The sequence below is a fragment of the Aeromonas sp. 2MA4 genome (genome assembly GCF_029237305.1).
GTDB lineage: Bacteria > Pseudomonadota > Gammaproteobacteria > Enterobacterales > Aeromonadaceae > Aeromonas > Aeromonas salmonicida.
Genome location: NZ_JAACFY010000003.1, coordinates 152,510 through 176,660, shown reverse-complemented (window position 1 = coordinate 176,660; position 24,151 = coordinate 152,510). Strand labels below are relative to the sequence as shown.

Here is a 24,151-nt window from a genome sequence, read left to right as displayed (position 1 = left end):
TAAAGAAACAAAACCCATGGGGAGGTTATACTCCTCAGCCCCTTCAGGTAGCGCTCCATAGTGGATGACTATGGCAGTCCTGCACCTGTTCGATGCAGAACCAGCAGCCCGGTATGATGGCCTGGCTACTTCGGCGCTGACTCCTTTCCTTGTGCATCACAGGCATCACCCTCCGCACAAGTAGTCATAGGCAGCGCGCCTCTACTTAAAGGTATTCGGGGCACATTTTATCGTGCTGGCACGTTATGGCAAGTTTTTTGATTAAATCCCCACGTTGGCCATTTTAAAATGGGGAAAAGGTAGTCAAATGGTGCAAATATTTTGGTTTTGTCGCTATTTTCACCTACTTGGAACTCAGTCGGGTATGACGTATTCAATATTACTGAATCCAGTCTGAACTCAAAACAGTTCACTTATTTTGCACGCTGAATTTATTATTTTGCTTATCTTGACTTAATAGCAAGCTGGCGTATAAATTACCCAAAATTACTCTTTTCATTTAATTCCCTCCTTTGCTCGCGTGGTGGACACTATGAACGAATTTTTGAAAGTACTGCTGAATATCCGTAGCTTGCGCGCAGCGTGCCGTGAGTTGACTCTGGAACAATTGGAAGAAGGTCTGGAAAAACTCTCTGCTATTGTTGCCGAACGTCAGCAGGATGAAGCCGCCGATCGTCAGGCCCGTGAAGAACATCAGCGCAAAATTAACGAATATACCGAAATGCTGAAAGCCGCTGGCATTGATCCTGCCGAGCTGGTTGGCACAGTGGCTAACGAGCCGGCCAAGGCTGCGAAAAAAGGCAAGCGTGCCCCACGCCCTGCCAAATACCGCTATCTGGATAATGGTGTTGAAAAAACCTGGACCGGTCAGGGCCGTATGCCTTCCGCGATTGCCAAGGCCGTTGCCGAAGGCAAATCCATCGAGGAATTTGCCATCTGATTGGCAAATCACCGACCAATAAAAAACCTCGCACTGCGAGGTTTTTTATTGCCTGATATAACGCCATCAGCCCCGTTCGGCCGCCTTGATCCAGAGCACTTCCGGCGTCCCGGTGCAGGCCAGCAGGTAGCGGGCTATGGTGAAGAACCAGTCACTCAGCCGGTTTACATAGGGCAGTATGGCCGGGTTGATCTGCTCTGCACGACTCAAACTCAGCAGCAGGCGCTCACAGCGACGGGTCAGGGTTCGCACCACGTGAGCTTGTGACGCAGCACGGGAACCACTGGGCAAAATGAAATTGCGCAGCAGAGGTAAATTGGCGCTGTAGGCATCGATTTGCTGCTCAAGGCGCAAGGTCCATTCGTTATTTACCTGCCAGATGGCCTCATGCTGGCCATCGCTGGAAAAAGCCAACTCCCCACCCAAATCGAACAACTCTTGCTGCAATAATACCAGGTCGGCTAATAAACCGGTTTCAGCTGCGGGCACCTCCGCAATGAGCAGACCTATATGAGAATTCAATTCATCGATATAGCCATAGGTTTCTACCCGCAGCTCATCCTTGGCCAATTGCACACCATCGGCCAGTCGGGTCATGCCTTTATCGCCCTGCCTCGTATATATCCTCATACCGACATCCTGTTAATAATGGGAACAATCATGGATTCGAGCCCGTTCAGCTTGATTTCATAGGCAAGGGCCAGCGTTTGACCCAGCGCACCGGCAGGAAAACCGGTGCGTGCCATCCACACCAGATAGGGCTCCGGAATATCGATGATGCGTCGCCCTTGATATTTGCCGTAAGGCATCTTGTTGGCCAGAGTGAGCAGCACGCGCTCGTCGGATAACCACTCCATATTAATCAATATCCAGATATTTATGAGTCTGGATAGATAGCCGCCAATTACGGGCAATACAGACTGCCATCGCCAGCTGGGTAGCACGGGGCTTCTGGCTGATGGGCTGCAGCGCAATTTCCACATCCGGGCGCAAAGTGGCGGTTGCCAGCAGGACATCGAGCTCCTCGATATGGCGCTCGGTCGCGACCGGGTGCTTTATTTCGTTGGCACGCTCAAGCGCCGATACCAGCACGGGCAGGCCCCCCTTCATACCAATCTTGGGCGAAACTGTGACCCAGGTACTGTCGTGAGTCTTGATCTCGCTGGTACCACTGGTTTCGATCTGCACCTGATATCCCGCCGCCAGCAAGACGGTAGAGAGCTCATGCAGATCATAGAGGCAAGGCTCGCCCCCCGTGATCACCACATGACGAGCCTGATAACCCAGCTGCTGGAAACTGGCCAGGATCTGATCCGTGCTCATCTTGCTCCAGCTATCAGACTCATTGGAGCAGTCCAGCACCGCCTGTACCCCCACTTCACGAGCAGGATCGACAATCCAGGTATGACGGGTGTCGCACCAGGGGCAACCCACGGGGCAGCCTTGCAGGCGAACGAAGATGGCGGGCAGGCCGGTGAAGATGCCCTCCCCCTGGATGGTCTGGAATATCTCGTTGATTGGGTAGTGCATCACGGTCACGGCTTGTTGCAAAAGTCGCGGATTATACCCCAAGCAAGGGCAAGACGCAGGCTCACAGTCCGCTTTTCTCACACAATCCGGTTTTCTCGTACAGCCGGGCCATGATCCCCGCCTTGTCGGCCAGATACAGATCCAGCCCCCGGCTACGCAGTTCGCAGGCAGGACAGTGGCCACAGCCATCGCCAGCAATGCCGTTATAACAGGTGAGTGTCTGCTGGCGCACCGTCTCCAGGTGGCCGTAGTAATCCGCCAGCGCCCAGGTTTCAGCCTTGTCGAGCCACATCAGCGGGGTTTCAAAACGGATGCCGCGATCAAGCCCCAGAGAGACGGCCTGATTGAGCGACTTGACGAATTCGTCACGGCAATCTGGGTAGCCGGAAAAATCAGTCTCGCACACCCCTGTGATCACCGCCTCGGCACCCACCTGGTAGGCATAGATGGACGCCAGGGTCAGAAACAATATGTTGCGGCCCGGTACGAAGGTGTTGGGCAGGCCGTTGTCCTGCAATTCACCACTGACCGGGATCTCGTCCCGGGTCAGGGCCGAGACGGCCAGTTCATTGAGCAGGGTCACATCCATCACCTTGTGGGCTGCGATCCCAAACTGAGTGGCCAACCGGCGAGCAGTCTCAATCTCCTCCCGATGGCGCTGGCCATAATCGAAGGTAATGGCGTGCACCTCGTCATAATGGGCAAGAGCCTGTACCAGACAGGTGGTACTGTCCTGCCCACCACTGAATACCACGACGGCTTTTTTCACGTTCATCACTCCTGGTTTGCAATTTACACGCGGCGACCTTTTACAAAGTCATGCCACTGCTGGTTTAAATGGGTAAAGAGGGTCATCAGCGGGGCGAAGCGTTCGGGTTCACCCTCCCACTGGGACAACAGATGGTAGCCAGTCTCCAGGGTCGACAGCGCCTCGGGAAAGGGTTTCTTGCGAATGGAGTACTGGCCGGGGATAGCGCCGAGCTTGATCCTGGGCAACCGCAGCAAGGCCGGATTGCTGTGCAACATGCGATACGCCTTGCGCCAGGTGCCATCGAGCAGGATGAAGCAGACCTTGCCGCCCTCATCGTTTTGCACTATTCGCTCTCGCACCTGATCCAGCCCCAGAGCCTGCTCGTCGGGCCAGAGCAGATAACAGTGCATCTTGGGATCCGCCAGCAAGGCATTGAGCCACTGAGCCCCGGCAAAGTCTTCTCCCACATGAATACAGGCCTGAGTCAGGGACGCGGCCAGCAGAGCGGCTGTACCCTTGGGATGCCCTGCTTCGCTCGGGTGCTGCAGAATATGAAGGGGAGCGAGATGGGATACCTGCCGAATATAATCACAAAGGCAGGCTTTGAGGGCTCTGGTGCAACGTGTACAGTATCGACTCTTCTTGTCGTTGGGCCGTTTCATGTTGTCTGAAAAATCAGGATTGCTCTGGGTTATCACGCTTTCACTCGCCAGCTTGTTGCTCTTTTTCACCGTACCGAATCACCTGCTCTCCTTCGAGCGAGCCCTGATCGCCCAGGGCGAAGGGTGGCGCATCATAACAGGCAATCTGGCCCATACCAATCTGTGGCACCTGCTGCTCAACCTGAGCGGTCTGTGCGTGCTCTACAGTCTGTTTCGGGAATACCTGACGGGTTGCCGCCTGCCGGTACTGCTGCTGCTCTTGGGTTGCGCCGTCGGCCTCGGGATCTGGTGGTGGTGTCCGCAAACCCAGTGGTATATGGGGTTGTCAGGGGCCTTGCACGGCCTGTTCGTATGGGGAGCCTTGCAGGATATCCGCTATCGCCGCTATTCGGGCTGGCTGATGTTGCTGGGGGTGACCATCAAACTGGGGGTGGACTTCTACAGTGCGGGGGGGAGTCCGGTATCTGCCCTTATCGGCGCCCGGGTACACATAGAGTCGCATCTGATTGGTTCGGGAGCGGGCCTGTTGCTTGGCCTGCTGCCCGTCAGTCTGGGTACCCAAACCGTCAAGGAGTGACTTCTACCGGCAGAGTGCTGTGCCGGTAGAACAGGACAGGCCGGGCGGTCAATCGGCCTGTCCCCTTCAAACCTTATCGCCCTGCCAGCTCGGTATTGATGCTTGAGAGGGTAGCGGCGGGATCGTCTGCCTGGGTGATGGGTCGACCAATCACCAGATAGTCAGCCCCTGCATCCATCGCAGCACGCGGCGTCATCACCCGACGCTGATCACCTGCATCAGAGCCCGCAGGACGAATACCAGGCGTCACCAGCTTGAAGTCTGCACCAAGCAAGGCCTTCAGCTCACAGGCTTCATTGGCGGAACAGACCACCCCATCCAGTCCCGAGGTTTTGGCCAGTGTGGCCAGACGGATCACCTGCTCGGCAGGGCTCACATCCAGACCAAGCGGCACCATGTCGGCTTGCTCCATGCTGGTCAACACTGTCACACCGATCAACAGGGGAGCCTTGTCACCATAGGGAGCCAGCGCCTCCTTGGCAGCACGCATCATCCGCTCTCCACCGCTGGCATGGACGTTGACCATCCAGACACCCAGCTCGGCACTGGCGGCCACAGCCTTGGCCACGGTATTGGGAATGTCGTGAAACTTCAGATCCAGAAAGACATCGAATCCCCTGACCACTAGCTGGCGTACAAACTGGGGACCAAACAGGGTGAACATCTCCTTGCCGACCTTGAGGCGGCACTGGGCCGGAGAGATACGTTCAATGAACGCGAAGGCATCGGCCTCGTGCTGATAATCCAGCGCTACCAGTACTTTGGGATCTAGCATCTCACTTCCTATTGATTGTTATCACTATCTGGTTTGTCGCTCACCATCCAGACCCGGCCTGATGGCGCTGCCGCAGCACCGGAAGTACCTGGCACCTCATTTTTTTTCTATCGATTACTCACCATCCAGGCCACGGATCGGCTTGATGGAACCCCACTGGCGACAGGATGGGCATTGCCAGAACAGCGAGTGGGTGGCAAAACCACACTGCCGACACTTGTGGGTTGATTTGATCTTGATCTGATCGCCGACCAGTTGTTGCAGCAGCTCCAGACTCTCCTTGGCGGGCCCCTCCTCAGCGCTGGCCAGCTGAAAGCCCACCAACTGGTAGAACCCCTTCATGGAGGGGTGACGGCGCAACTGACGCAATACCAGAGCACGGGCCTGGTTCAGGCCATCGCGCTCCTCCACCAGTTTGGCAAGGGCCAGAGTCACGCTCACTCCGGCGTGATCCTCTACCGCCTGCTCCAGCAAGGGAATGAGTTCGAGGGAACGCCCCTGGCGCTGGTAGCACTCTGTGAGGTGAGGGATGGCTTCGGAGGCAAAATCCATGTCCTGCTCGAACACCCGCAGCAGATCCTTGCCGGCCTGTTCATAGTCTTGTACCACCATCGCCAGCTCGGCCAAGCGCAGGCTGGCACGGGCACAGGCAGGATTGACCCCCAGCGCACGTTTGAGCTTGGCGCGCCCCATAGACTCATCGCCATCACGCAAGGCACTCTCCGCCTGTTCGCAATAGAAATGGGAAATGGGATCGGCCAGCTTCTTGCCCTGATATTTCTGCAGTCGCACTGCGACATCGATGGCCTTGTCCCAGTCACGCAACTGCTGATGGATGATCAACAACTGGGCCAGCGCCGTCTCTTCATAGTCGCTGTCTTCGCACAGCTCGTTCCAGAGCGCTTCGGCGCGGTCGAGCAAACCGGCAGCCAGAAAGTCACGGGCCAGCTCCTGCAACGCAAGCTGACGCTGTTCACGGGTCAGCTGACGGGTGACCAGGTTCTGGTGGATCTTGATGGCTCTGTCCACCTCGCCACGCTGGCGAAACAGGTTGCCAAGAGAGAGGTGTGTTTCGATGGTTTCGCTGTCCACTTCCAGCAGCTGGATAAAAAGATCCACCGCCTTGTCCGACTCGTCAGACAGCAAATAGTTGAGGCCCGCCACGTACTGGCGGGAGAATTGATTACTCTGTTTCTGGGTGTCCTGGCGAACACTCCTGCGCCCCATGTACCAGCCATAACCGGCGGCAATAGGCAACAGCAGGAAAAGCAGTTCAAGCATCGAGGGACATTATTCCTTGACTGTCGACCGAGCCAGCTCCAACTCGCGGGATTGACGACGCATGGTGCGATTGAGGGTGCGGTTCTGCATCTTGAGACGCAAAAACAGCAGACCAAAGACCAGCCAGCCCAGCAGGAAGCCACCGCCAAAGAAGAGACCCAGCAACATGGAGAGCGAAAACTCCCCTTGGGCAATCAAATAATTGAACTGCACCAGCTGACCATTTTGCGAACCGATGGCCAGGGTCAGAATAAACACCAGCACCAGCGGAATGAGGGCCAAGATACGCTTCATAGGAGCTCCCTGTCAGTATCTAATGAAAGGCTGATTATCCTTAAAATCATGGGCAGACTCTAGAGCGAATGGGAAAAGACTTGGAGAAACCAGACAATTGACACAAGAGAAGCCACAAAAACAAAAAAGGCATACCCAAGTATGCCGTTTTCTGCATTATTCAATAATGTTCACGCGCTCGCGCAACTCTTTGCCAGGTTTGAAATGAGGGACATATTTCCCGGTCAGTTCAACCTTGTCCCCGGTCTTGGGATTACGACCCACGCGGGGGGCACGATAGTGCAGTGAAAAACTTCCAAATCCACGGATTTCAATCCGGTCGCCGTTTTGCAAAGTCGATGCCATCTGCTCAAGGATCTCCTTGATGGCAGCTTCGACATCTTTGGCCGGCATATGCATGCGGCTCGCAGCCAATTGTTCGATGAGATCTGATTTGGTCATAACGTTAAATCTCCTTCCCCGATCACATGCAATATTCATTACGCCAATATAAAAAAGGGCGGCGTGAAGCCGCCCTTTTCTTGCATCAAGGATTATTCACCCTTGGCAGCTTTGAACGCTTCCATCATAGCATTGCTGAACACAACTTCTTCTTGTTGGTTCAGGCTATCGATAGCAACACGCTCGTCAGCCTCGTCCTTCGCACGGACAGACAGGCTTACGGTGCGGTTCTTACGATCAACGCCCATGAACTTGGCTTCAACTTCATCACCAACGGACAGTACCAGAGTCGCGTCTTCGACACGGTCACGAGCAGCGTCGGAGGCACGCAGGTAGCCTTCTACGCCGTCAGCCAGTTCGATTACGGCACCCTTGGCATCAACCTCGGTAACCTTACCCTTCACAATAGCACCTTTCTTGTTATCAGACAGGTACTTATTGAACGGGTCTTCTTCGATCTGCTTGACACCCAAGGAGATGCGCTCACGCTCCGGGTCCACTTGCAGAACAACGGCTTCGATCTCGTCGCCTTTCTTGAATTCACGAACTGCTTCTTCACCCTGGTTGTTCCAGGAGATGTCAGACAGGTGAACCAGACCGTCGATGCCGCCGTCCAGACCGATGAAGATACCAAAGTCAGTGATAGACTTGATTTTACCGGAAACACGGTCGCCCTTGGCGTGAGTTTCGGCAAACAGCTGCCACGGGTTGGATTTGCACTGCTTCAGACCCAGGGAGATACGACGACGTTCTTCGTCGATATCCAGAACCATCACGTCAACCACGTCGCCAACGTTAACAACTTTGGACGGGTGGATGTTCTTGTTGGTCCAATCCATCTCGGATACGTGTACCAGGCCTTCAACGCCTTCTTCGATTTCAACGAAGCAGCCGTAGTCGGTCAGGTTGGTCACGCGGCCAGACAGACGGGTGGTCTCCGGGTAACGCTTGGCGATAGCAACCCAGGGATCTTCGCCCAGCTGCTTCAGACCCAGAGATACACGGGTACGCTCGCGGTCGAACTTCAGAACCTTGACTGCGATCTCGTCGCCAACGTTGACGATTTCGGAAGGATGCTTAACGCGCTTCCACGCCATGTCGGTGATGTGCAGCAGGCCGTCAACACCGCCCAGATCTACGAATGCACCGTAGTCGGTCAGGTTCTTGACGATACCCTTGACTTCTTGACCTTCTTGCAGGTTGGCCAGCAGGCTCTCGCGCTCGGAGGTATTCTCGGTCTCGATCACGGCACGACGGGAAACAACAACGTTGTTGCGCTTCTGGTCCAGCTTGATGACTTTGAACTCGAGTTCTTTGTTTTCCAGGTGAGCGGTGTCACGGATCGGACGCACGTCAACCAGAGAACCCGGCAGGAAGGCACGGATGCCATTCAGTTCAACGGTGAAACCACCCTTGACCTTGCCGTTGATGATACCGATAACGGTAGCTTGCTCTTCGTAAGCTTTTTCAAGCTGCAGCCAGGCTTCGTGGCGCTTGGCTTTTTCACGGGACAGCTTGGTTTCGCCGAAACCATCTTCGATAGAGTCCAGAGCTACGTCAACAGTGTCACCCACACTGATTTCCAGCTCGCCCAGGGCGTTCTTGAATTCTTCAGCCGGGATGGCGGACTCAGATTTCAGACCGGCGTCAACCAGTACGAAACCGTTCTCGATAGCAACGACAGTACCCTTGACGATGGAACCTTGACGGGTTTCAACGGAGTTCAGGGACTCTTCAAAGAGTTGAGCAAAAGATTCGATCATTGTTTATTTCACAAATGAAACATCCACTTGCAATCCGGCACAAGCGGGGCTGTTTTAAATAATCTGCGCCATCCTTGGTGCAGACGACCGGATGTCAGCTTGCGCTGGCATCACCAAGTTGTTGCTCTGCATAGGCGAGCACTGTTGCCAGCACTTCATCTATGGTCATGGAGGTAGAATCCACCACGAGAGCATCTTCTGCCGCTTTAAGGGGCGCTACGGCGCGATTTCTGTCGCGATCGTCACGTTCCCGAATCTCGGTTAAAAGACGCTCAAAGTTAACATCAAAGCCCTTATCTTGCAACTGCTTATAGCGGCGCTGGGCCCGTTCCTCCGCACTGGCGTCGAGGAAAATTTTTACCTCTGCCTCCGGAAAAACCACGGTCCCCATGTCTCTGCCGTCGGCAATCAGGCCAGGGGTTTGACGAAATGCGCGCTGGCGGCGCAGCAGGGCTTCACGCACTCGCGGAAAGGCAGCAATTTTGCTCGCGGCATTGCCCACCTCTTCGGTACGAATGGTGCGGGAGACATCCTCCCCTTCAAGCACCACCTTGACCTGTTCGCTATCCACCTGGAACTGCACATCCAGATTGGCAGCAAGGGGGACTAGCGCAGCTTCAGAATCGAGTTCCACATCATGGTGCAAGGCAGCCAGGGCTAATACCCGGTAGATGGCGCCGGAATCGAGCAGGTGCCAACCCAGTTTTTCAGCCAGCAACTGACACAAGGTGCCTTTACCGGCACCACTCGGGCCATCGATTGTCATCACGGGGGCCATCTGAGGCATAACTTATCTCCTGCACACTTGTTGCACACATCCCGGAGGGAATGAGGTAATGGGCGCCGATTATACCCAAATGTGCCGAGTCTGGCAGTCGTCAGGGCGCACATTTGCGCAAAAGCCGTCGCGACTGCGTTGTTTATATACAACTGCTCAAGTCATTAAATAGCACAAGGTTTTGTTCTTATGGTTGTTATGGACAAGGCGCGCTAAACTGGCCGCCCTTTTTAAGCAGCTGTAGTAAGGAGCAACCTATGAGCAGCGTTACCCTCGTGGCCAAATCCAAGTTGCCGACCCCCTGGGGCACCTTCACGCTAGTAGGCTTTCAGGAAGCCGGCACCGGCAAGGATCATGCTGCGCTGGTGATGGGCGATGTCACAGGCGATGAGCCTGTGCTGGGCCGTATTCACTCTGAATGCCTGACCGGAGATGCCTTGTTCAGCCTTCGCTGCGACTGCGGCTTCCAATTGCAGGCAGCCATGGAGAACATCGCCAAAGCGGGTCGTGGCGTTTTGTTGTATGTACGCCAGGAAGGGCGTGGCATCGGCCTGCTCAACAAGATCCGGGCCTATCATCTGCAGGATCAGGGCGCCGATACCGTCGAAGCCAATGTGGCGCTGGGCTTTGCTGCCGACATGCGCGACTACACCATCTGTGCCGATATGCTCAAGGCGTTGAACGTCACCAGCCTGCGCCTGATGACCAATAATCCACGCAAGATGAAGGCGATGGAGAGCTTTGGCATTCCGGTGACGGAGCGGGTTCCCCTGCAGGAAGGCCGCAATCCTCACAACGAGTTCTACCTCTCGACCAAAGCAAATAAATTGGACCACATGTTCAAGAAGTGAGCCTCACAACGAGGCCTGCCTTTTGGCCAAAGCGAACGAGCTGGATCACAGGTTCAGAAAATGACTCCTGTGATCAGACGCTGGCATAAAAACGCCTCCCATCGGGAGGCGTTTTTATTGATCTATGCTGCTGGCTGGTATGACGCTAGCGAACCGGCAGCTCTATGTCGGCAAACATGGCATCCACGTCATCGCTCGAGCGCAGCGCGATGGCGCGCTCCACCACATCTCGAGTCAGGTGCGGGGCAAAACGGGTCATGAAGTCGTACATATAGGTGCGCAGGAAAGATCCTTTACGAAATCCTATCTTGGTGGTGCTGTGAGCAAACAGATGGCTGGCATCGAGAGCCACCAAATCGGTATCAACCTGCTGATCCAGCGCCATGGTCGCCATCACCCCTATCCCGACGCCCAGTCGAACATAGGTTTTGATCACATCGGCATCGGTCGCGGTAAAGACGATATTGGGCTCGAAACCGGCCCGATTGAAGGCAAGATCCAGCTCGGATCGGCCGGTAAATCCGAACACATAGGTCACCAACGGGAAGCGGGCGATATCCGCAATGGAGAGCTTGCCAACCTGGGTCAAGGGATGTCCCTTGGGAACAATGACGCTGCGATTCCAGTGGTAGCAAGGCAGCATGATGAGATCTTCATACAGGTGCAGCGCCTCGGTGGCGATGGCAAAGTCGGCTTGCCCCTTGACCACGGCTTCACTGATCTGGGTCGGGGTACCCTGGTGCATGTGCAGAGACACCTTGGGGAAGCGCTTAATGAAACCCTTGATCACATCGGGCAGCGCATAACGAGCCTGGGTATGGGTGGTCGCAATATGCAGCGTGCCTTGCTCGGGATGAGTATGCTGGCTCGCCACCGATTTGATGCTCTCCACCTTTCCCAGGATCTCGTTGGCAATCTTGATCACGTCCCGCCCTGCCGGAGTGATCTGGGTCAGATGCTTGCCGCTTCGCTCGAAAATCTGGATCCCCAGCTCATCTTCCAGCATGCGCACCTGCTTGCTGATCCCTGGCTGAGAGGTGTAGAGGCTCTCTGCCGTTGCCGACACGTTCAGTCTGTGATTGGCAACCTCAACGATATAACGCAACTGTTGGAGTTTCATGATGTTAGGCTCTAAAGGCGACTTGAACTAATACTAACAAACTTTTGCCTGATAGCCTTTCCTTCTTGGCCATTTATGGCCGGGCCTGCGCCAGCAAAAAATCTCGCAAGGCGCGGTTCGCCATGGAGAGCGGATCGCCCCGCCGCCATGCCACACAGAGATCAAGAAAAATGGGGGGAGCAAACGAGATTCCAGTGAGTGAAGGCTCCTCATCCAGCACCATCCGCAGGAAGGTAGTCACCGCAAATCCCTGCTTGACCACCGCCTTGAGCAGGGGGATCAGATTGCTTTCAAACGCAATGTCAGGCTCACACCCCAGCTCCTGAGCCAATGCTTCCATGTGTTCACGGTGGTAAAAACCTCGTCGGAACATGGCCAGTTCCTGGTCAAAAAACTGGGTCAGGGAGACGGCCGAGGCCTGCCGCAACGGATGCTCTTCCCCCACCACCATCAACATCTCTTCACGCAGCAACTGGGCCCCTTCCAGCGCAGGTGGCAGATCGCTGGTGATCAGGATGGCCAGATCCAGGGTGCCATCCACCATGCGGCTCAGCAACTCGCGTGAGCCGGCCTCTTCTACCCGGATCTTCAGACCGGGGTAACGATGCTTGAAGGCCATCAGGATCGGAGGAAAATAGTAAGAACCCATCATGTAGGGGATACCGATGCGCACCTCGCCACGCTCCAGCCCTTTCAGCTCGGCCATCTCGGCTTGCGCCTGATGCATCTGCAATAACAGCCGCTCGGCATGACGACAGAGCACCTCCCCCTCCGGAGTAAGCCGCACGTTGCGATCCTGCCTGTCGAACAGCCGCAGCTCGAGCTGCTGCTCCAGCTTGGCAATGGCCATGCTGATGGCTGGCTGGGCTACATGGAGGCCGTTGGCCGCCTTAGTGAAGGAACCGGCATCCCGTACCGCCAGCAAATAGGTGAGCTGCTTCAAGTCCATATCAATTAATCTTATTAGATGGATAACTTAAATATATTATATTTATGCCCTGTGGCGCACTACTCTGCACAAAAGCCGTCAGGACAACTGCACATGATCGAAGTAGGTAGCCGCGAATGGACGCGCGCCACCCTGGCCCTGAGCCTGGGTTCCTTCCTGGTATTTCTCAACCTCTACCAGACCCACCCCTTGCTGCCACTGCTGGCAAATGTCTTCTCCGTCAGCTCGCTGTCGGCAGGCTGGACACTGGCTGGCTGCACTGCGGGGCTTGCCACCTCCTTGCTGATTTGCGCCCGCCTCGCGGACAGGTTCGGCCGGCGCCGTATCATGCTGTGGACCCTGGGCGGTGCTATTTTGCTCTCCCTGCTCATCAGCCTGGTAAACCAGTTTGAACAGTTATTGCTGTTGAGGATATTACAAGGTGTACTGCTGGCCGGGTTACCCGCCACCGCCATCGCCTATATGGGAGAAGAATTCAGCAAGCGTGCCCTCCTCTCAGCCGTCGGTGTCTACATCGCCGCCAACTCGCTAGGGGGCATAGCGGGCCGTGTCGTCGGCGGCTTGCTGGCAGGCTGGTTTGGCGACTGGCAGCACACCTTTCTCGGCATTGGCTTGATAAGCCTGACCCTGCTGCCCCTCGTCGTCTGGTTATTGCCCGCCCAGACCCGCTTTGTGCCCGTCATTGCAGAACCTGGTCAATTCCAGCGGGCCATCAGCAGCCATCTCGGCAATCCGCTGCTGGTCGGTGCCTATCTCATCGGCGGGCTCAACTTCATGGTGTTTTTGAACCAGTACAGCTACCTCACCTTCCTGCTGGCCAAGGCCCCTTTCTCCCTGCCCACCCAATGGCTCGGCATGCTGTTCCTGACCTATCTGTCAGGCACGGTCGCCTCCTCCTTAAGCGGCCGTTGTGCTCACCGCTGGGGGGCACAGCGCCTGCTGCTGGCGGGGATCTCGCTGATGGCGCTGGGCAGTGCACTGCTGCTGCATGGCTCGCTGGCAGCCATACTGACGGGGCTGCTCATCTCAAGTTTCGGTTTCTTTCTCGCCCACGCCTGTGCCAGTGCCTGGGTCGGTCAGCACGTGGAGCACAACCGGGCGCTGGCATCGTCACTCTATCTGGTGGGGTATTATCTGGGCGCCAGCCTGGGAGGCCTCTACCTTCACCCTTTCTGGGAGCGGGGCGGCTTGGGGGGATTGGTGCTCGGCATCGAGCTGATACTGGTGATCACAGCGGGCTTGAGCCTCTGGCTCGGTCATTTGAAGGGGCGCAGCGCTCGCCCCCGAACCTGCCATACCTGACGACGACAACAGGGGAAAACATGAGAATCCTCCCCCTGCACGGATCAGATACCGTCGTAGTAACCAGCAGGCACAGGCACAACAGCGCCGGTATGCAACTCTTCCCCAATTACCTCGGCCAAGGATCTCAGGTGAAACTTGATCTGACCAGAGGCCAGCATCATGCCCACATCCGGGTTGCGAAGGTCATCGATATTCGCGGTCTTGAACGGCAGATCGGGATACGCGGCCACCAGTTCATGCAGTGAAGGCACTACCAGCTCGATATGCTCCAGACCTGCCTGATGGTTGCGCCCCGGCTTGGGTGCGGCCAGTTCTATGCAGGGCACGCTGACATGACCACATAACACGGGCTGGTGAAGCTGATAGGTGGCGATGGGGCGACCCCCAATCATGCCTTCCACCAGCAGGGTGCCCTGCTTCGCCAGTTCGGCATTCAGCTTCTGATACTCGGCAAGACTCGCCGCCCGGTAACAGAGGTGGTCAACATTGATGCTATCAACGTGAACTGCCAGTTGGTCCAGTTCAGCCAATAGCTGACAAACAAATGGGGCCATGGGCCCCAAAGTGGTATCGAGTGGGTGGAACATGATCACCATTTCTTCTTGGGTTGGAACAGGACGTCCAGTTCGTCCGCCTCTTTGTCCTTGATGTTCTGCAGCTCTTTATCGCTGTGCTGCTGCAAATGTTCATCAAGGCCTTGCAGGCCTTGCCGCATATCCTCTTCCCTGGCCATCAGATAGGGATCCTTGTCGGACACGCTGGCCAAGGCGGCTAGCCCCTTGGTATAGAGCTGGCGGCAGGTGCCGTACTGCCCCTGGATCTGCGCATCCATGGCCCGTTTGACCAGGTTGGCGATGTTGATCTTGAGCTGCATCAGCTCAAGGCGACGATCTTCCTGAGCAAAACCGTGAGGGTCTATCTTGCCCTTGTTGTGCTCAACACGCAGCACTGCCCGCATCTTCTTGACCAGTTGCAGCATCTGAATGGCCTGACGGTCGGATTCGGGGGTCTTGAAGTGCCCTTCATCCTGGCTGCTGTAGTTATCTTGCACATTCTTTATCTGGATCTGCACATCGGCGATACGCTGCTTGATCTGACCATTGGGCATCACCAGGGAGATCGCCCGGTAAGCATCCAGGATCCGGTGTTGCAGCAGCAGAACTATGTTCTTGGAGAAGGGTACCAAATTGACATTCAGTAGCACCTCTTCGGTCTCGTCCGCCACCGCCTTGTGACGAGCAATCGTCTGGCGCTTGTCGGCTTCTGCCTTCTGCTTATATTGCTGCATCACGTTATAGGCGATAACCAGAAACAGGAGTGCGCCAATAGACAGCAATACCAAGGTTAAAATCATAGGATGTTCAAACTCCTGTCCCAATCCAATTGCGTGATCCTACAACAGCTTACCCACTTAAGGTAGTCCGCACCGCAGAGCTTACCCACGATTTATTATCCTCCCCTGTCTCAAAACAGGCAGAGGAGCTCAGGATCATGCAGCGATGGCAACACTGTCATTACCTCATAGTATCGCCCATAAGGTCCATTACTTGAGGTTGAACCCTTTCGATTGCAGGAATTCCTGCATGAAAGGACGCGCCTCCTTGCCGAGAATGGACCGGATCTGGCTGCTCCAGGTCTGCTGCTTGTTGTTGCTGCTGCGGGCCTCATAGTACGACTGGATCTGCTGATCATATTGTGCGAGCAAGGGGCGATCCAGCTCGGCGCTATAGTGGTTCTCATGTACCACCAGCGCCCTCGGCAGACGGGGCTTCTGCTCTGGCTCCTGCGCCGGATGGCCCAGACACAGACCAAACAGCGGTATTACCTGATGGGGCAAGCCCAGCGCCTCGCTCACGGCGGCTGGATTGTTGCGGATACCACCGATATAAACGCCACCCAGCCCCAGTGATTGGGCTGCCAGCAGGGCATTCTGGGCCATCAAGGCACCGTCGATGGCGCCGATCAGCAGTTGTTCGACAAAGCCGGTCTGGGCATCCGGCACGATTTGGGTGTGGCGATGATAATCGGCGCAGAACACCAGAAACTCGGCAGCCTGGGCAACATATGCCTGATGCCCCGCCAGTTCGGCGAGCCGGGTACGCAAGGCCTGGTCCGTCACCCGAACTATGCTGTTGGCCTGCAGGAAGCTGGAGCTGGATGCCGACTGGGCTGCACTCAGTATCTGGTCGAGCTGCACCGGCGTAATGGGCTCAGGCGTAAACTGGCGGATGGATCTGTGGGAGAGAATAAGGTCGATGGTCGGGTTCATGATGCCTCCTGGAAGAAGGTCACACTCTACCCAAAAAAACGCAGCGGCCCAAGGCCATCCCGGAGGAGGAAGATGACAGCATCTGCGTTGAACCTATTCCGCCAATGGATAAGTACCAGCCTTGCAACAGACCGCAAACCGGTTCTCTTCCACCTGAGCCACTGTCATCGGCTTGCTGAACAGGAAGCCCTGAAAGACGTGGCAACCCTGAGCTCGCAGCGCTGCGAGTTCGTGCTCATCTTCCACTCCTTCCGCCATGATGCCAAGCCCCAGGCTGGTTGCCATGGCCACTGTGGCCCGGATCACCGGCAGGTTCAGCCCCACCACGAATGAGCGGTCCAGCTTGATGGTATCGATGGGCAGCCGGTTCAGGTAGGCCAGCGACGAATAGCCGGTACCAAAATCGTCGATGGCGATCTTGATGCCCTGCTCGCTCAGGCCATCGAGGATCTCGATGCAGCCTTTCATGTCCAGCATCAAGACGGTTTCGGTCAGCTCCAGGGTAAGCAGGCTGGCATCCACGTCATACGCCTTGAGTTGCTGGGCCACCAGTTCCGGCAAGGAGGTAGATAGCTGGAAACCGGAGAGATTGACCGACACAGGCACCCTTACTTGACATGCCTGCTGCCAATGGGCCATCTGGGCCAGTGCCGTCGAGAGCACCCAGCTGCCTATCTCCCGAATAAGGCCCATCTCCTCGGCCAGCGGAATGAACTCCACCGGTGAGACATGGCCAAGGACGGGATTGTGCCAGCGCAGCAGTGCTTCAAAGCCAATCAGTTTGCCCTGTGCCACATCCACCTGGGGCTGATAACAGAGGCTCAGCTCCTGCCGACCGATGGCCTTGGCCAGAAATTGCTTCAGGGTCAGCTTGCGATGCAAGGTCTGTTGCATGCTGGGGGTAAACCGCTGCCAGCGCAGGCGTCCCATCTGCTTGGCCTGATACATGGCCATGTCGGCGCGAGTAATGAGGGTGTCACCGTCATCGGCATCGTCCGGGTAGATGGCGATGCCTATGCTGCCGCCTATGGTCACCTCGGGTACACCGCTCAGCTGCAACGGTTTGGTCATCTGGGAGAGCATGAGATCGGCTACCTCCTGCGCCCTGTCGCTGGAATGGGCCAGCGGCACCAGGGCGGTAAACTCGTCGCCGCCGAGACGCGCCAGTTCCACATCCCGCGGACAGACTTGTTTGAGCCGACCGGCCACCCGTTCCAGCAGGCGATCGCCAGCCTTGTGGCCATAGTTGTCGTTGACCAGCTTGAAGTTGTCCAAATCCATGAACACCAGCGCAAAGCGCCCGCCCATGCCGCAATAAGCCTCGAGGGACTTCATCAGACCATAGCGATTGAGCAGCCCGGTGAGCGAGTCGTGCCAGGCCAGATGGCGGTGCTCCAGCTCTTCGAGTTTGCGGTCGGTAATATCGCGCATGGTGAGCAATATCTGTGCCCCCTGCTGGATATGCCGAAACTGATACTGGAACCAGCGCATCCCCTTCCGGGTACGGCACTCCCCTTCTGCCACCACCTCGTCGAGGCGTGAGAGCTTCTGGTAGAAAGCTTCATTGTTGCCGGAAAACACCTGGGAGAGCTGACTGACCTGATCGCCGAAGCAAGTATCGAAGTGGTGGTTGCCGCTCTCAAGCTGGCCCTGATTGTCAAAGAGGCAGGCAAGGGTATCGCCGGTGGCGAGGGAGGACTCCTGATAGAGGGTATCGGCGTCGATCACCGCCTCTGTCATCATCATCAGGCGGCCGGCCAGCTGAATGCCAGACAACCGCAGGTAGATCTGTTTTTTGATCCCCCTGGGGGAGAGCGTCCACCACTCGCTGTAACTGCGCCCCTGCTGGAAATCACCGAGGTAGCGTTGCAGGAGCAGATCGATGGCGGCAGCCATGTCGGCAGAGAAGTCCCGCGCTTGCAGTTCAGCAAGCGAGCTGGCTTCCCATACCCCCAATGCGGTACGGTTGGCCCAGTAAATATGATGATGCCGGATGTCATAAACCCAGATAGGGGTATGCAGGACATCCATCCCGCTCAATAACCGTTCGTCTAGCGTATTCATCTAATGTGGTGATTCATGATGTGTGATCACTGAGAAAGCCTGCTACAAGGTACCCTTTCGGGGCACCCCATGCTGGTACAAAATAGGATCCAGCCCATAATCTGAAAATAAGCTTGCGCACAAGGGCTGACTTCATATGAAAACGCTACATGTGAAACCCATGGTCAGGAAAAACGGACTCACCTTGGTATTGTTGGGCATCATAGTAACCATTACTATGATTTTTATACTTTTTTTCTTCCGTGAACAACCACTAATCCCCTTCATCTCCGGCCTGTTGGCGGGTCTGATGATGATCTTTATCGGCTCGTTGAAGCTGGTCGAACCCCATGTCAGCCTCTCCCTCTGCCACGATTGTTTGCAATATCACCACAAATACGGCGGTTGGATCCTGAAATGGAGAAATATTCAGCGAATTGACCAACCGCGCATCCATCTCGGCTGGGATCTGGTCCCCCTGCCCTACATTGGATTGAAGATAAAAGATTACGATGATTTTTTGACATTGATCACACCCAGATTGGCCGTTCGCCTGCTGACCGAGCAAAGATCCGTGCTGTTGCAGGCCCTGCGCAATGAACAACAGGATTGTCCGAGCGGTACCTGTGGTGGTGTACTGCAGGGGGAAGGCTTGTTGGAGGAGAGCCGTTTTCGCTCTTCGTCAGGCCAGCGTTATGAGGGGGTTATCGCCATGCTGGCCAATCGCATGACCCGGCTGCGTGAGCTGTTTGGTTACGATCTGCTGGTGCCGGACAATAGCCTGGATCGGGATCCAGCCGAATTTATCCGCCTTTTGCACCAATACCAGCGGGAGTCGAATCTAATCCAGATCAATTAAACGCCGGATTGAGCTTGCCAAGGCGGGCAGCTCTTTTTAAGGTCTCCCCCCTGTTACACCCAGAACACCGCTTATGAAGTACATCGAAGAGTTCTATCTGTTCGTCAAGGTGGTGCAAGAGGGAGGCTTCTCCCACGCAGCTGCCGCACTGGGCATGCCGACCGGCACCATCAGCCGACGTATTTCTCAGCTCGAAGAGCAACTCGGCTGCTCTTTGCTGCACAGATCCACCCGCAAGCTCCGCCTCACCGATGAAGGGCTCAGATATTACGAGCGCCTGTGCACCCCGCTGGCCGAGATTGAACAAGCCACGGGGGAGATCCAGGGGCGGGAAGCCGATATCAATGGCGTGATCCGTCTCGCGGCGCCAATCGCCCTCTCCAATACCCTCCTGGTCGACATGCTGGCAGATTTCGGTCTGCACTATCCTGAAGTACAGTTCGACATCACCCAGACCAATGACCATCAGCACCTGTTTGATAACGATAGGGATCTGGTGTTCTTCAACGGTGAGCTGCCGCAATCCATGACCAATGCCCTCTGCCTTGGTCACATCGAATATGGCCTGTTCGCCTCCAGGCTGTATCTGGAGAAAATGGGCACGCCAGCCCACCCAGCCCAGCTGGAAGAACATGCGCTGATCTACTGCTGGCCCCACCAGCACTGGCAATTGATCAGCCAGGATGACCAGACAATACAGATAAAGCGCGCCGCCAAGCTGACCGTCAACCAGACACAGGCGGCCGTCAGGGCAGCCAGACGGCATCTGGGTATCGTCAATGCCCCGCTCCATTATGTGCATCCATTCTTGCAAGATGAGCAGCTGGTGGCCGTGCTGCCGGACTGGAAAACCGGCCATCGCCCCTTCTACATGGTGCGCTGCCAGCCTCAGTTTGCTCCGCTGCGTGTTAAGATGTTCGCTGAATTCGTTGAAAAATACTCGGCGCACTACCGGAACCGCCAATGGGACAACCAATTTTCACCAGCAACCAGTCTGGCCCATTGCATCTGACCGTGAGCGGGCCACACTTATAGCAATCCTCGTTGACCAGGCCAGCCTAACACTATGAATGTATTGATATGTGATGACTCAGGATTCGCTCGTAAACAGCTGGCCCGTGCCCTTCCCGCTGACTGGGATGTGACGCTGCATTACGCCGCAAACGGACTCGAAGGGATAGAGCAGGTGCTGATGGGGCATGGAGACCTGATCTTTCTGGATCTGACCATGCCGGAAATGGACGGCTACGGTGTGCTGGAGACCCTGCAACAGGAGGGACTGCGCAACAAGGTGTTCGTCGTCTCTGGCGACATCCAGCCTGAAGCGCATCAAAGGGTCATGAGCCTCGGTGCGCTCGACTTCATCAAGAAACCCGCCGCCCCCGAAACCCTGACCGCCCTGCTCAGGCAACACGGCTTGTGGCAGCCAAACGGCGTGGCCTCGACCCCCGCCCCCCTCCTCACCGGTATAGCAACAGCTGAGCCCGATGCCGACGTTGGCATCAAGATCAGCCCCGAGATCCGCGACGTATATCAGGAGCTCGCCAACGTCTCCATGGGCCAGGCCGCCGATTTGCTGGCCCGCCTGCTCAATGCCTTCGTGGTACTGCCCATTCCCAACGTCAACGTGCTGGAGGTCTCCGAGCTGCACATGGCCCTCTCGGCCGCCGCAGATTCGGATACCCTTTCCGCCGTCTGCCAGGGCTTCATCGGTGCAGGTATCGCCGGCGAAGCGTTGATCCTGTTCCACGACTCCAGCTTCAAAGACCTTGCCCGGCTGATGAAGCATCAGGGAGCACTGGATCGCAATGCCGAGCTGGAGCTCTTGATGGACACCGCCAACGTGCTGATCGGTGCCTTCCTGCGCGGTTATGCCAGCCAGCTCGACACTCCCTTCAGCCAGGGCCACCCTGTGGTGCTCGGCCAGCACAGACCCATCAAGGATCTCATCAACACCAACAAGAGTCTCTGGCGTCGTACCCTGGCCATCGAGATCAACTACCGGGTCCAGGATTACGCAGTGCAGTGTGACCTGCTGCTGCTGTTTACCGAAGATTCCATCGCCACCATGAACAACAAAATCATGCACATGCTCTAGGGAGTGACCATGGATATTCGTGAATTTCATTGGCTGATGAACATAGTCCAGAACCTGGACGTAGGGCTGGTGGTACTCGACAAGGAGTACAAGGTGCAGGTGTGGAATGGCTTCATGGAGAGCCACAGCGGCCGGATGGCGGGCGAGGTGCGCGATGGTGTCCTGTTCGAACTTTTCCCCGACGTTGACAGGGCCTGGTTCGAGCGCAAGGCCAACATGGTGTTCCAGCTCAACAACCGCGCCTTCAGCACCTGGGAACAAAGACCCTATCTGCTGCGTTTCTCCAACTATCGCCCCATCACAGGCTCGGCTCCCCATATGTTCCAGAACCTGACCCTGGTGCCGCTGGCCGATTTTGGCGGCCAGGTGACCCACATCGCCGTGATGATCTACGATGCCACCGACGAAGCCATGCTGATGACAGGGCAACGGCAGATATGACGAACAAGACCATGCAGTAACAAAACAGGGCGCCGAAGCGCCCTGTTTCATTTCATGGCATTGTCACGCGCCGAGATACTCGGTAAAGGCGTCGATCACCTCTTCGATGTCGTCGTCATTGATCTGCAGATGGGTCACCAGCCGCAGCTCGCCATAACCGGAGAAGAGGATCCCCCGCTCCTTCATGAAAGCCAGCAAAGGTGCACTCTCACCACTCGTCAGTTGCAAGAACACCATGTTGGTCTGCACCTGCCCCAGATCCAGCCTGACGCCCGGCAGCGCCGCCAGCCCTTCGGCCAGCCGTCTGGCGCGGCGGTGATCGTCACCAAGGCGCACCACATGCTGCTGCAGGGCAAACAGACCGGCCTGGGCCAGGATCCCCGCCTGGCGCATGCCGCCACCCACCATCTTGCGCAGCCGTCTGGCACGAGCGATGAAGGCATGAGAACCCACCAGCAGCGATCCCACCGGCGCTCCCAGCCCTTTGGAAAGACAGATGGAAATACTGTCAAACGGCGCGGCCAGCTCACGCACCGAGTGGCCACTCGCCACGACTGCGTTGAACAGGCGAGCGCCGTCCAGATGCAGCAGCAGGCTGTGCTCGTCGACAAACTCACGCATCTCGTGCAAATAGCTTAACGGCAACACCTTGCCGTTATGGGTGTTTTCGAGGCAAACGAGGCGAGTCTGGGCAAAATGGGCATCGTCAGGGGCAATGGCTGCGCGCACGTCGGCCAGCGCCAGTGAGCCATCGGCCTGCATGGGCACGGGTTGCAGGGCCACAGACCCCAGCACGGCAGAACCCTGAGCCTCGTAGCGATAGATGTGGGCTGCCGAGCCCAGCACGGCACCTTCCCCACGCTGGCAATGGCTCATCACCGCCAGCAAGTTGGACATGGTGCCGGATGGCACGAACAGCGCGGCTTCTTTGCCAAGCAGGTCGGCACCATAGGCTTCCAGCCCATTGACGCCCGGATCCTCCCCATAGACATCATCCCCAACCTCGGCATGGAGCATGCTCTGACGCATGGCATCCGTGGGTTGGGTGACAGTATCACTTCGTAAATCGATATAGCGCATGACATCCCTCCTGGTGCAGGAGGATGACGTTAGCCAGCGCAGGCTGGCTTGGCAAGCAGGGAGTTTCTGGAATGTGAGCCCGGTGACCGCCTACCAGGGCAGCGGCTGCCCCTGCAGATCAACAAAAGCGCCAGATTGAGTCAGGGACATGCCTGCAATTAAAGTCAGCAAAGAGGGGGCAACCTGGGCGGGGTCCTGCAACGGAGCAGATGCCAGTGCATGAAAAAAAGGTTGGTTCATGGGGGTTGCCATGAGGCCAGGGTGTATCGTGATCACGCCGGACTTGGGAAAGCGCTCGGCCCACTCATGGGCAAGGGTCCTGACCCCCATGTTGAGGGCCGCCTTGCTCATGCGGTAGCTGTAACGTTCCCCTTGTTCATTTGCGCCTATGGCTCCCGCCAGATCAGAAATGGCACAGAGCCAGACTTGGCTATCCTCCGCCATCAGGCGGCCAAGCCGGGCAGCCACGGCCAGAGTGGGCCAGGCATTGGCCAGCAGGCTGTCACACAGCCACTTGGGATTGACCTCCTCTACCCGCTTCTCCGGCATGAAGTTGATATCGTGCAACAGGCCTATGGTGTTGATCACCACGCTCGGCAGGGCGACTGTGTCATAGAGGGTGAACAGCGCATCGAAAGAGAGCGGATCCACCTCCTGCAACGGAAAGTAGCAGGCCGGATCCAGTCCTTTTGGCAGTTGCCTGCCCGCCAGTACCAGCTCCTCGCCACGGGCTGACAGCTCCCTGGCCAGCGCCGTGCCCAATCCACCACTGCCCAAGATCAGATAGCCCATCACCCTCTCCCTGGATTGACTGCCTGTTTAGAGGTTATCAGAATAATGACCGCTTGCCGCCAAGGGGAGGCGGCAACCCCCATGCGGCTTTATGCCTCACCCAGATGTTTGCCAAACTCCCGTGCCAGCGCCAGATCCAGAAAACCATCTGCCTTCTTGTGGCTGCGCAAGAACTGGTAATACGCGAGCAGGGTGACCAGCTGTTTTTCATCTGGCAGGGATTGCTCGGGAACCAGCTCCTGCAGCAGGGTGCCGGCGGCGGCCAACGCCTCCCGATCCACTACTTCCGCCTGTCGATAGAGGTAGCCGCAACCGGTGGCGAGCCACTCCAGCGAACAGTTGGCTCCCATGGCAATCTGGTTTGCCTTGCCAAGGCCGGGCTCGGCTCCCTTCAGGTACTTGCGGATCAGGGCTTCACTTAAACCCACCTTGCGGGCGAAGGCGCTGACACTGCCCTCCCCGATCAGACTCTGCAACCGCGCGGCAAATCCGTCCATCATGAATCCCGTCAGAACTAAAGTTCGAATGAACAAAAACCACATTATTGCCTTG

28 protein-coding genes and 1 riboswitch are annotated in these 24,151 nt (G+C 56.6%); of the genes, 8 read left to right on the top strand and 20 right to left on the bottom strand.

The genetic code is table 11. The annotated features are described in order from the left end of the window. Positions 1-40: 40 nt before the first annotated feature. A riboswitch (Lysine riboswitch) is annotated at positions 41-212 on the bottom strand. Between the two features lie 320 nt (positions 213-532). Continuing rightward, positions 533-940, top strand: a complete 408-nt coding sequence (locus tag GWQ31_RS04905; protein ID WP_058394089.1) for an H-NS family nucleoid-associated regulatory protein — start codon at positions 533-535, stop codon at positions 938-940. A gap of 66 nt (positions 941-1,006) precedes the next feature. On the opposite strand, the gene GWQ31_RS04900 is transcribed toward GWQ31_RS04905, so the two are convergent. The 5 genes from GWQ31_RS04900 to GWQ31_RS04880 all read right to left on the bottom strand — a co-directional run bounded on the left by GWQ31_RS04900 (position 1,007) and on the right by GWQ31_RS04880 (position 3,883). Next, a complete protein-coding gene (locus tag GWQ31_RS04900) occupies positions 1,007-1,570 on the bottom strand; it encodes a cob(I)yrinic acid a,c-diamide adenosyltransferase (RefSeq protein ID WP_275908780.1) in 564 nt (187 codons plus the stop codon). After that, positions 1,567-1,797, bottom strand: coding sequence for a DUF3820 family protein (locus tag GWQ31_RS04895; RefSeq protein ID WP_005315061.1), 231 nt, complete (start codon positions 1,795-1,797; stop codon positions 1,567-1,569). The genes GWQ31_RS04900 and GWQ31_RS04895 overlap by 4 nt, the downstream gene beginning before the upstream one ends. Before the next feature lies 1 nt (position 1,798). Further along, positions 1,799-2,470 carry a 7-carboxy-7-deazaguanine synthase QueE gene (queE, locus tag GWQ31_RS04890; protein ID WP_165484261.1) on the bottom strand — a complete coding sequence of 224 codons (672 nt, stop codon included), beginning with the start codon at positions 2,468-2,470 and terminating at the stop codon, positions 1,799-1,801. Between the two features lie 61 nt (positions 2,471-2,531). Continuing rightward, the gene (gene queC / locus GWQ31_RS04885) at positions 2,532-3,239 is read right to left on the bottom strand and encodes a 7-cyano-7-deazaguanine synthase QueC (RefSeq protein ID WP_021140295.1); all 708 of its coding nucleotides are present in this window, start codon (positions 3,237-3,239) and stop codon (positions 2,532-2,534) included. Between the two features lie 23 nt (positions 3,240-3,262). Continuing rightward, on the bottom strand, positions 3,263-3,883 hold the full coding sequence (locus tag GWQ31_RS04880) for a tRNA-uridine aminocarboxypropyltransferase (RefSeq protein ID WP_275908779.1): 621 nt from the start codon (positions 3,881-3,883) through the stop codon (positions 3,263-3,265). On the opposite strand from GWQ31_RS04880, the gene rrtA reads away from it, so the two are divergent. Then, positions 3,882-4,460 carry a rhombosortase gene (rrtA, locus tag GWQ31_RS04875; protein ID WP_011898635.1) on the top strand — a complete coding sequence of 193 codons (579 nt, stop codon included), beginning with the start codon at positions 3,882-3,884 and terminating at the stop codon, positions 4,458-4,460. The two genes, GWQ31_RS04880 and rrtA, sit on opposite strands and share 2 nt — an antisense overlap. 73 nt (positions 4,461-4,533) lie before the next feature. Here rrtA and pyrF read toward each other — a convergent pair whose 3' ends face one another. The 6 genes from pyrF to cmk form a co-directional block, all read right to left on the bottom strand. Further along, a complete protein-coding gene (gene pyrF, locus GWQ31_RS04870) occupies positions 4,534-5,235 on the bottom strand; it encodes an orotidine-5'-phosphate decarboxylase (protein WP_169045946.1) in 702 nt (233 codons plus the stop codon). Between the two features lie 114 nt (positions 5,236-5,349). Next, entirely contained in the window at positions 5,350-6,516 is a 1,167-nt protein-coding gene (gene lapB, locus GWQ31_RS04865; protein ID WP_275908778.1) for a lipopolysaccharide assembly protein LapB, read from the bottom strand. Positions 6,517-6,525: 9 nt separating this feature from the next. Beyond that, on the bottom strand, positions 6,526-6,810 hold the full coding sequence (locus GWQ31_RS04860) for a lipopolysaccharide assembly protein LapA domain-containing protein (protein WP_005315045.1): 285 nt from the start codon (positions 6,808-6,810) through the stop codon (positions 6,526-6,528). A gap of 156 nt (positions 6,811-6,966) precedes the next feature. Next, positions 6,967-7,251, bottom strand: a complete 285-nt coding sequence (ihfB, locus tag GWQ31_RS04855; RefSeq protein ID WP_005299934.1) for an integration host factor subunit beta — start codon at positions 7,249-7,251, stop codon at positions 6,967-6,969. A gap of 92 nt (positions 7,252-7,343) precedes the next feature. Continuing rightward, positions 7,344-9,014: a 30S ribosomal protein S1 gene (rpsA, locus tag GWQ31_RS04850; protein ID WP_005315043.1), complete on the bottom strand. Its 1,671-nt coding sequence runs from the start codon at positions 9,012-9,014 to the stop codon at positions 7,344-7,346. A 94-nt stretch (positions 9,015-9,108) separates the two neighbouring features. Next, positions 9,109-9,801, bottom strand: a complete 693-nt coding sequence (gene cmk / locus GWQ31_RS04845) for a (d)CMP kinase (protein WP_159166617.1) — start codon at positions 9,799-9,801, stop codon at positions 9,109-9,111. A 248-nt stretch (positions 9,802-10,049) separates the two neighbouring features. Between cmk and ribA the strand changes: the two genes are divergently transcribed. After that, positions 10,050-10,643 (top strand): GTP cyclohydrolase II, encoded by a 594-nt coding sequence (ribA, locus tag GWQ31_RS04840; protein ID WP_021140653.1) that lies wholly within the window; start codon positions 10,050-10,052, stop codon positions 10,641-10,643. 145 nt (positions 10,644-10,788) lie between these two features. On the opposite strand, the gene cysB is transcribed toward ribA, so the two are convergent. Together cysB and GWQ31_RS04830 are read right to left on the bottom strand one after the other, a co-directional pair. Continuing rightward, positions 10,789-11,763: an HTH-type transcriptional regulator CysB gene (cysB, locus tag GWQ31_RS04835; protein ID WP_005315034.1), complete on the bottom strand. Its 975-nt coding sequence runs from the start codon at positions 11,761-11,763 to the stop codon at positions 10,789-10,791. Positions 11,764-11,836: 73 nt separating this feature from the next. Then, positions 11,837-12,712 (bottom strand): LysR family transcriptional regulator, encoded by an 876-nt coding sequence (locus tag GWQ31_RS04830; RefSeq protein ID WP_265461847.1) that lies wholly within the window; start codon positions 12,710-12,712, stop codon positions 11,837-11,839. Positions 12,713-12,805: 93 nt separating this feature from the next. Here GWQ31_RS04830 and GWQ31_RS04825 point away from each other — a divergent pair, with 93 nt between their 5' ends. Further along, a complete protein-coding gene (locus tag GWQ31_RS04825) occupies positions 12,806-14,014 on the top strand; it encodes an MFS transporter (RefSeq protein WP_275908777.1) in 1,209 nt (402 codons plus the stop codon). Between the two features lie 44 nt (positions 14,015-14,058). Here GWQ31_RS04825 and GWQ31_RS04820 read toward each other — a convergent pair whose 3' ends face one another. From GWQ31_RS04820 to GWQ31_RS04805, 4 genes are all read right to left on the bottom strand, one after another. Beyond that, positions 14,059-14,613 (bottom strand): VOC family protein, encoded by a 555-nt coding sequence (locus GWQ31_RS04820; protein ID WP_275908776.1) that lies wholly within the window; start codon positions 14,611-14,613, stop codon positions 14,059-14,061. After that, entirely contained in the window at positions 14,607-15,371 is a 765-nt protein-coding gene (locus tag GWQ31_RS04815) for a DNA repair protein (RefSeq protein WP_275908775.1), read from the bottom strand. Before GWQ31_RS04815 ends, GWQ31_RS04820 begins: the two co-directional genes overlap by 7 nt. A 189-nt stretch (positions 15,372-15,560) precedes the next feature. Further along, positions 15,561-16,286, bottom strand: a complete 726-nt coding sequence (nfsA, locus tag GWQ31_RS04810) for an oxygen-insensitive NADPH nitroreductase (RefSeq protein ID WP_271774757.1) — start codon at positions 16,284-16,286, stop codon at positions 15,561-15,563. 93 nt (positions 16,287-16,379) lie between these two features. Beyond that, on the bottom strand, positions 16,380-18,317 hold the full coding sequence (locus GWQ31_RS04805; protein ID WP_275908846.1) for an EAL domain-containing protein: 1,938 nt from the start codon (positions 18,315-18,317) through the stop codon (positions 16,380-16,382). A 169-nt stretch (positions 18,318-18,486) separates the two neighbouring features. On the opposite strand from GWQ31_RS04805, the gene GWQ31_RS04800 reads away from it, so the two are divergent. The 4 genes from GWQ31_RS04800 to GWQ31_RS04785 all read left to right on the top strand — a co-directional run bounded on the left by GWQ31_RS04800 (position 18,487) and on the right by GWQ31_RS04785 (position 21,727). Further along, positions 18,487-19,188 (top strand): DUF2982 domain-containing protein, encoded by a 702-nt coding sequence (locus GWQ31_RS04800; RefSeq protein WP_345893581.1) that lies wholly within the window; start codon positions 18,487-18,489, stop codon positions 19,186-19,188. A 73-nt stretch (positions 19,189-19,261) separates the two neighbouring features. After that, complete coding sequence (locus tag GWQ31_RS04795) at positions 19,262-20,200, top strand: LysR family transcriptional regulator (protein WP_275908773.1); 939 nt, start codon at positions 19,262-19,264, stop codon at positions 20,198-20,200. Positions 20,201-20,254: 54 nt separating this feature from the next. After that, entirely contained in the window at positions 20,255-21,286 is a 1,032-nt protein-coding gene (locus GWQ31_RS04790) for a response regulator (RefSeq protein ID WP_125601988.1), read from the top strand. Positions 21,287-21,295: 9 nt separating this feature from the next. Beyond that, positions 21,296-21,727 (top strand): PAS domain-containing protein, encoded by a 432-nt coding sequence (locus tag GWQ31_RS04785; RefSeq protein WP_005314981.1) that lies wholly within the window; start codon positions 21,296-21,298, stop codon positions 21,725-21,727. A gap of 63 nt (positions 21,728-21,790) precedes the next feature. On the opposite strand, the gene ltaE is transcribed toward GWQ31_RS04785, so the two are convergent. The 3 genes from ltaE to GWQ31_RS04770 form a co-directional block, all read right to left on the bottom strand. Beyond that, positions 21,791-22,807 carry a low-specificity L-threonine aldolase gene (gene ltaE / locus GWQ31_RS04780; protein ID WP_275908772.1) on the bottom strand — a complete coding sequence of 339 codons (1,017 nt, stop codon included), beginning with the start codon at positions 22,805-22,807 and terminating at the stop codon, positions 21,791-21,793. A gap of 90 nt (positions 22,808-22,897) precedes the next feature. Further along, positions 22,898-23,599 carry an SDR family oxidoreductase gene (locus GWQ31_RS04775; RefSeq protein ID WP_265421547.1) on the bottom strand — a complete coding sequence of 234 codons (702 nt, stop codon included), beginning with the start codon at positions 23,597-23,599 and terminating at the stop codon, positions 22,898-22,900. A gap of 89 nt (positions 23,600-23,688) precedes the next feature. Then, positions 23,689-24,096 (bottom strand): hypothetical protein, encoded by a 408-nt coding sequence (locus GWQ31_RS04770; RefSeq protein ID WP_005314974.1) that lies wholly within the window; start codon positions 24,094-24,096, stop codon positions 23,689-23,691. Between the last annotated feature and the right edge of the window lie 55 nt (positions 24,097-24,151).

Excerpts from the sequence above, each read along its gene's own strand:
- pyrF (WP_169045946.1), bottom strand. The coding sequence starts at position 5,235 with ATGCTAGATCCCAAAGTACTGGTAGCGCTGGATTATCAGCACGAGGCC.
- ihfB (WP_005299934.1), bottom strand. The coding sequence starts at position 7,251 with ATGACCAAATCAGATCTCATCGAACAATTGGCTGCGAGCCGCATGCAT.
- lapB (WP_275908778.1), bottom strand. The coding sequence starts at position 6,516 with ATGCTTGAACTGCTTTTCCTGCTGTTGCCTATTGCCGCCGGTTATGGC.
- GWQ31_RS04800 (WP_345893581.1), top strand. The coding sequence starts at position 18,487 with ATGAAAACGCTACATGTGAAACCCATGGTCAGGAAAAACGGACTCACC.
- GWQ31_RS04830 (WP_265461847.1), bottom strand. The coding sequence starts at position 12,712 with ATGGACTTGAAGCAGCTCACCTATTTGCTGGCGGTACGGGATGCCGGT.
- GWQ31_RS04860 (WP_005315045.1), bottom strand. The coding sequence starts at position 6,810 with ATGAAGCGTATCTTGGCCCTCATTCCGCTGGTGCTGGTGTTTATTCTG.
- GWQ31_RS04805 (WP_275908846.1), bottom strand. The coding sequence starts at position 18,317 with ATGGATGTCCTGCATACCCCTATCTGGGTTTATGACATCCGGCATCAT.
- GWQ31_RS04880 (WP_275908779.1), bottom strand. The coding sequence starts at position 3,883 with ATGAAACGGCCCAACGACAAGAAGAGTCGATACTGTACACGTTGCACC.
- GWQ31_RS04825 (WP_275908777.1), top strand. The coding sequence starts at position 12,806 with ATGATCGAAGTAGGTAGCCGCGAATGGACGCGCGCCACCCTGGCCCTG.
- ltaE (WP_275908772.1), bottom strand. The coding sequence starts at position 22,807 with ATGCGCTATATCGATTTACGAAGTGATACTGTCACCCAACCCACGGAT.
- ribA (WP_021140653.1), top strand. The coding sequence starts at position 10,050 with ATGAGCAGCGTTACCCTCGTGGCCAAATCCAAGTTGCCGACCCCCTGG.
- GWQ31_RS04775 (WP_265421547.1), bottom strand. The coding sequence starts at position 23,599 with ATGGGCTATCTGATCTTGGGCAGTGGTGGATTGGGCACGGCGCTGGCC.
- nfsA (WP_271774757.1), bottom strand. The coding sequence starts at position 16,286 with ATGAACCCGACCATCGACCTTATTCTCTCCCACAGATCCATCCGCCAG.
- GWQ31_RS04770 (WP_005314974.1), bottom strand. The coding sequence starts at position 24,096 with ATGGACGGATTTGCCGCGCGGTTGCAGAGTCTGATCGGGGAGGGCAGT.
- GWQ31_RS04795 (WP_275908773.1), top strand. The coding sequence starts at position 19,262 with ATGAAGTACATCGAAGAGTTCTATCTGTTCGTCAAGGTGGTGCAAGAG.
- GWQ31_RS04905 (WP_058394089.1), top strand. The coding sequence starts at position 533 with ATGAACGAATTTTTGAAAGTACTGCTGAATATCCGTAGCTTGCGCGCA.
- GWQ31_RS04785 (WP_005314981.1), top strand. The coding sequence starts at position 21,296 with ATGGATATTCGTGAATTTCATTGGCTGATGAACATAGTCCAGAACCTG.
- GWQ31_RS04900 (WP_275908780.1), bottom strand. The coding sequence starts at position 1,570 with ATGAGGATATATACGAGGCAGGGCGATAAAGGCATGACCCGACTGGCC.
- rrtA (WP_011898635.1), top strand. The coding sequence starts at position 3,882 with ATGTTGTCTGAAAAATCAGGATTGCTCTGGGTTATCACGCTTTCACTC.
- GWQ31_RS04895 (WP_005315061.1), bottom strand. The coding sequence starts at position 1,797 with ATGGAGTGGTTATCCGACGAGCGCGTGCTGCTCACTCTGGCCAACAAG.
- cmk (WP_159166617.1), bottom strand. The coding sequence starts at position 9,801 with ATGCCTCAGATGGCCCCCGTGATGACAATCGATGGCCCGAGTGGTGCC.
- cysB (WP_005315034.1), bottom strand. The coding sequence starts at position 11,763 with ATGAAACTCCAACAGTTGCGTTATATCGTTGAGGTTGCCAATCACAGA.
- GWQ31_RS04790 (WP_125601988.1), top strand. The coding sequence starts at position 20,255 with ATGAATGTATTGATATGTGATGACTCAGGATTCGCTCGTAAACAGCTG.
- GWQ31_RS04820 (WP_275908776.1), bottom strand. The coding sequence starts at position 14,613 with ATGGTGATCATGTTCCACCCACTCGATACCACTTTGGGGCCCATGGCC.
- GWQ31_RS04815 (WP_275908775.1), bottom strand. The coding sequence starts at position 15,371 with ATGATTTTAACCTTGGTATTGCTGTCTATTGGCGCACTCCTGTTTCTG.
- rpsA (WP_005315043.1), bottom strand. The coding sequence starts at position 9,014 with ATGATCGAATCTTTTGCTCAACTCTTTGAAGAGTCCCTGAACTCCGTT.
- queE (WP_165484261.1), bottom strand. The coding sequence starts at position 2,470 with ATGCACTACCCAATCAACGAGATATTCCAGACCATCCAGGGGGAGGGC.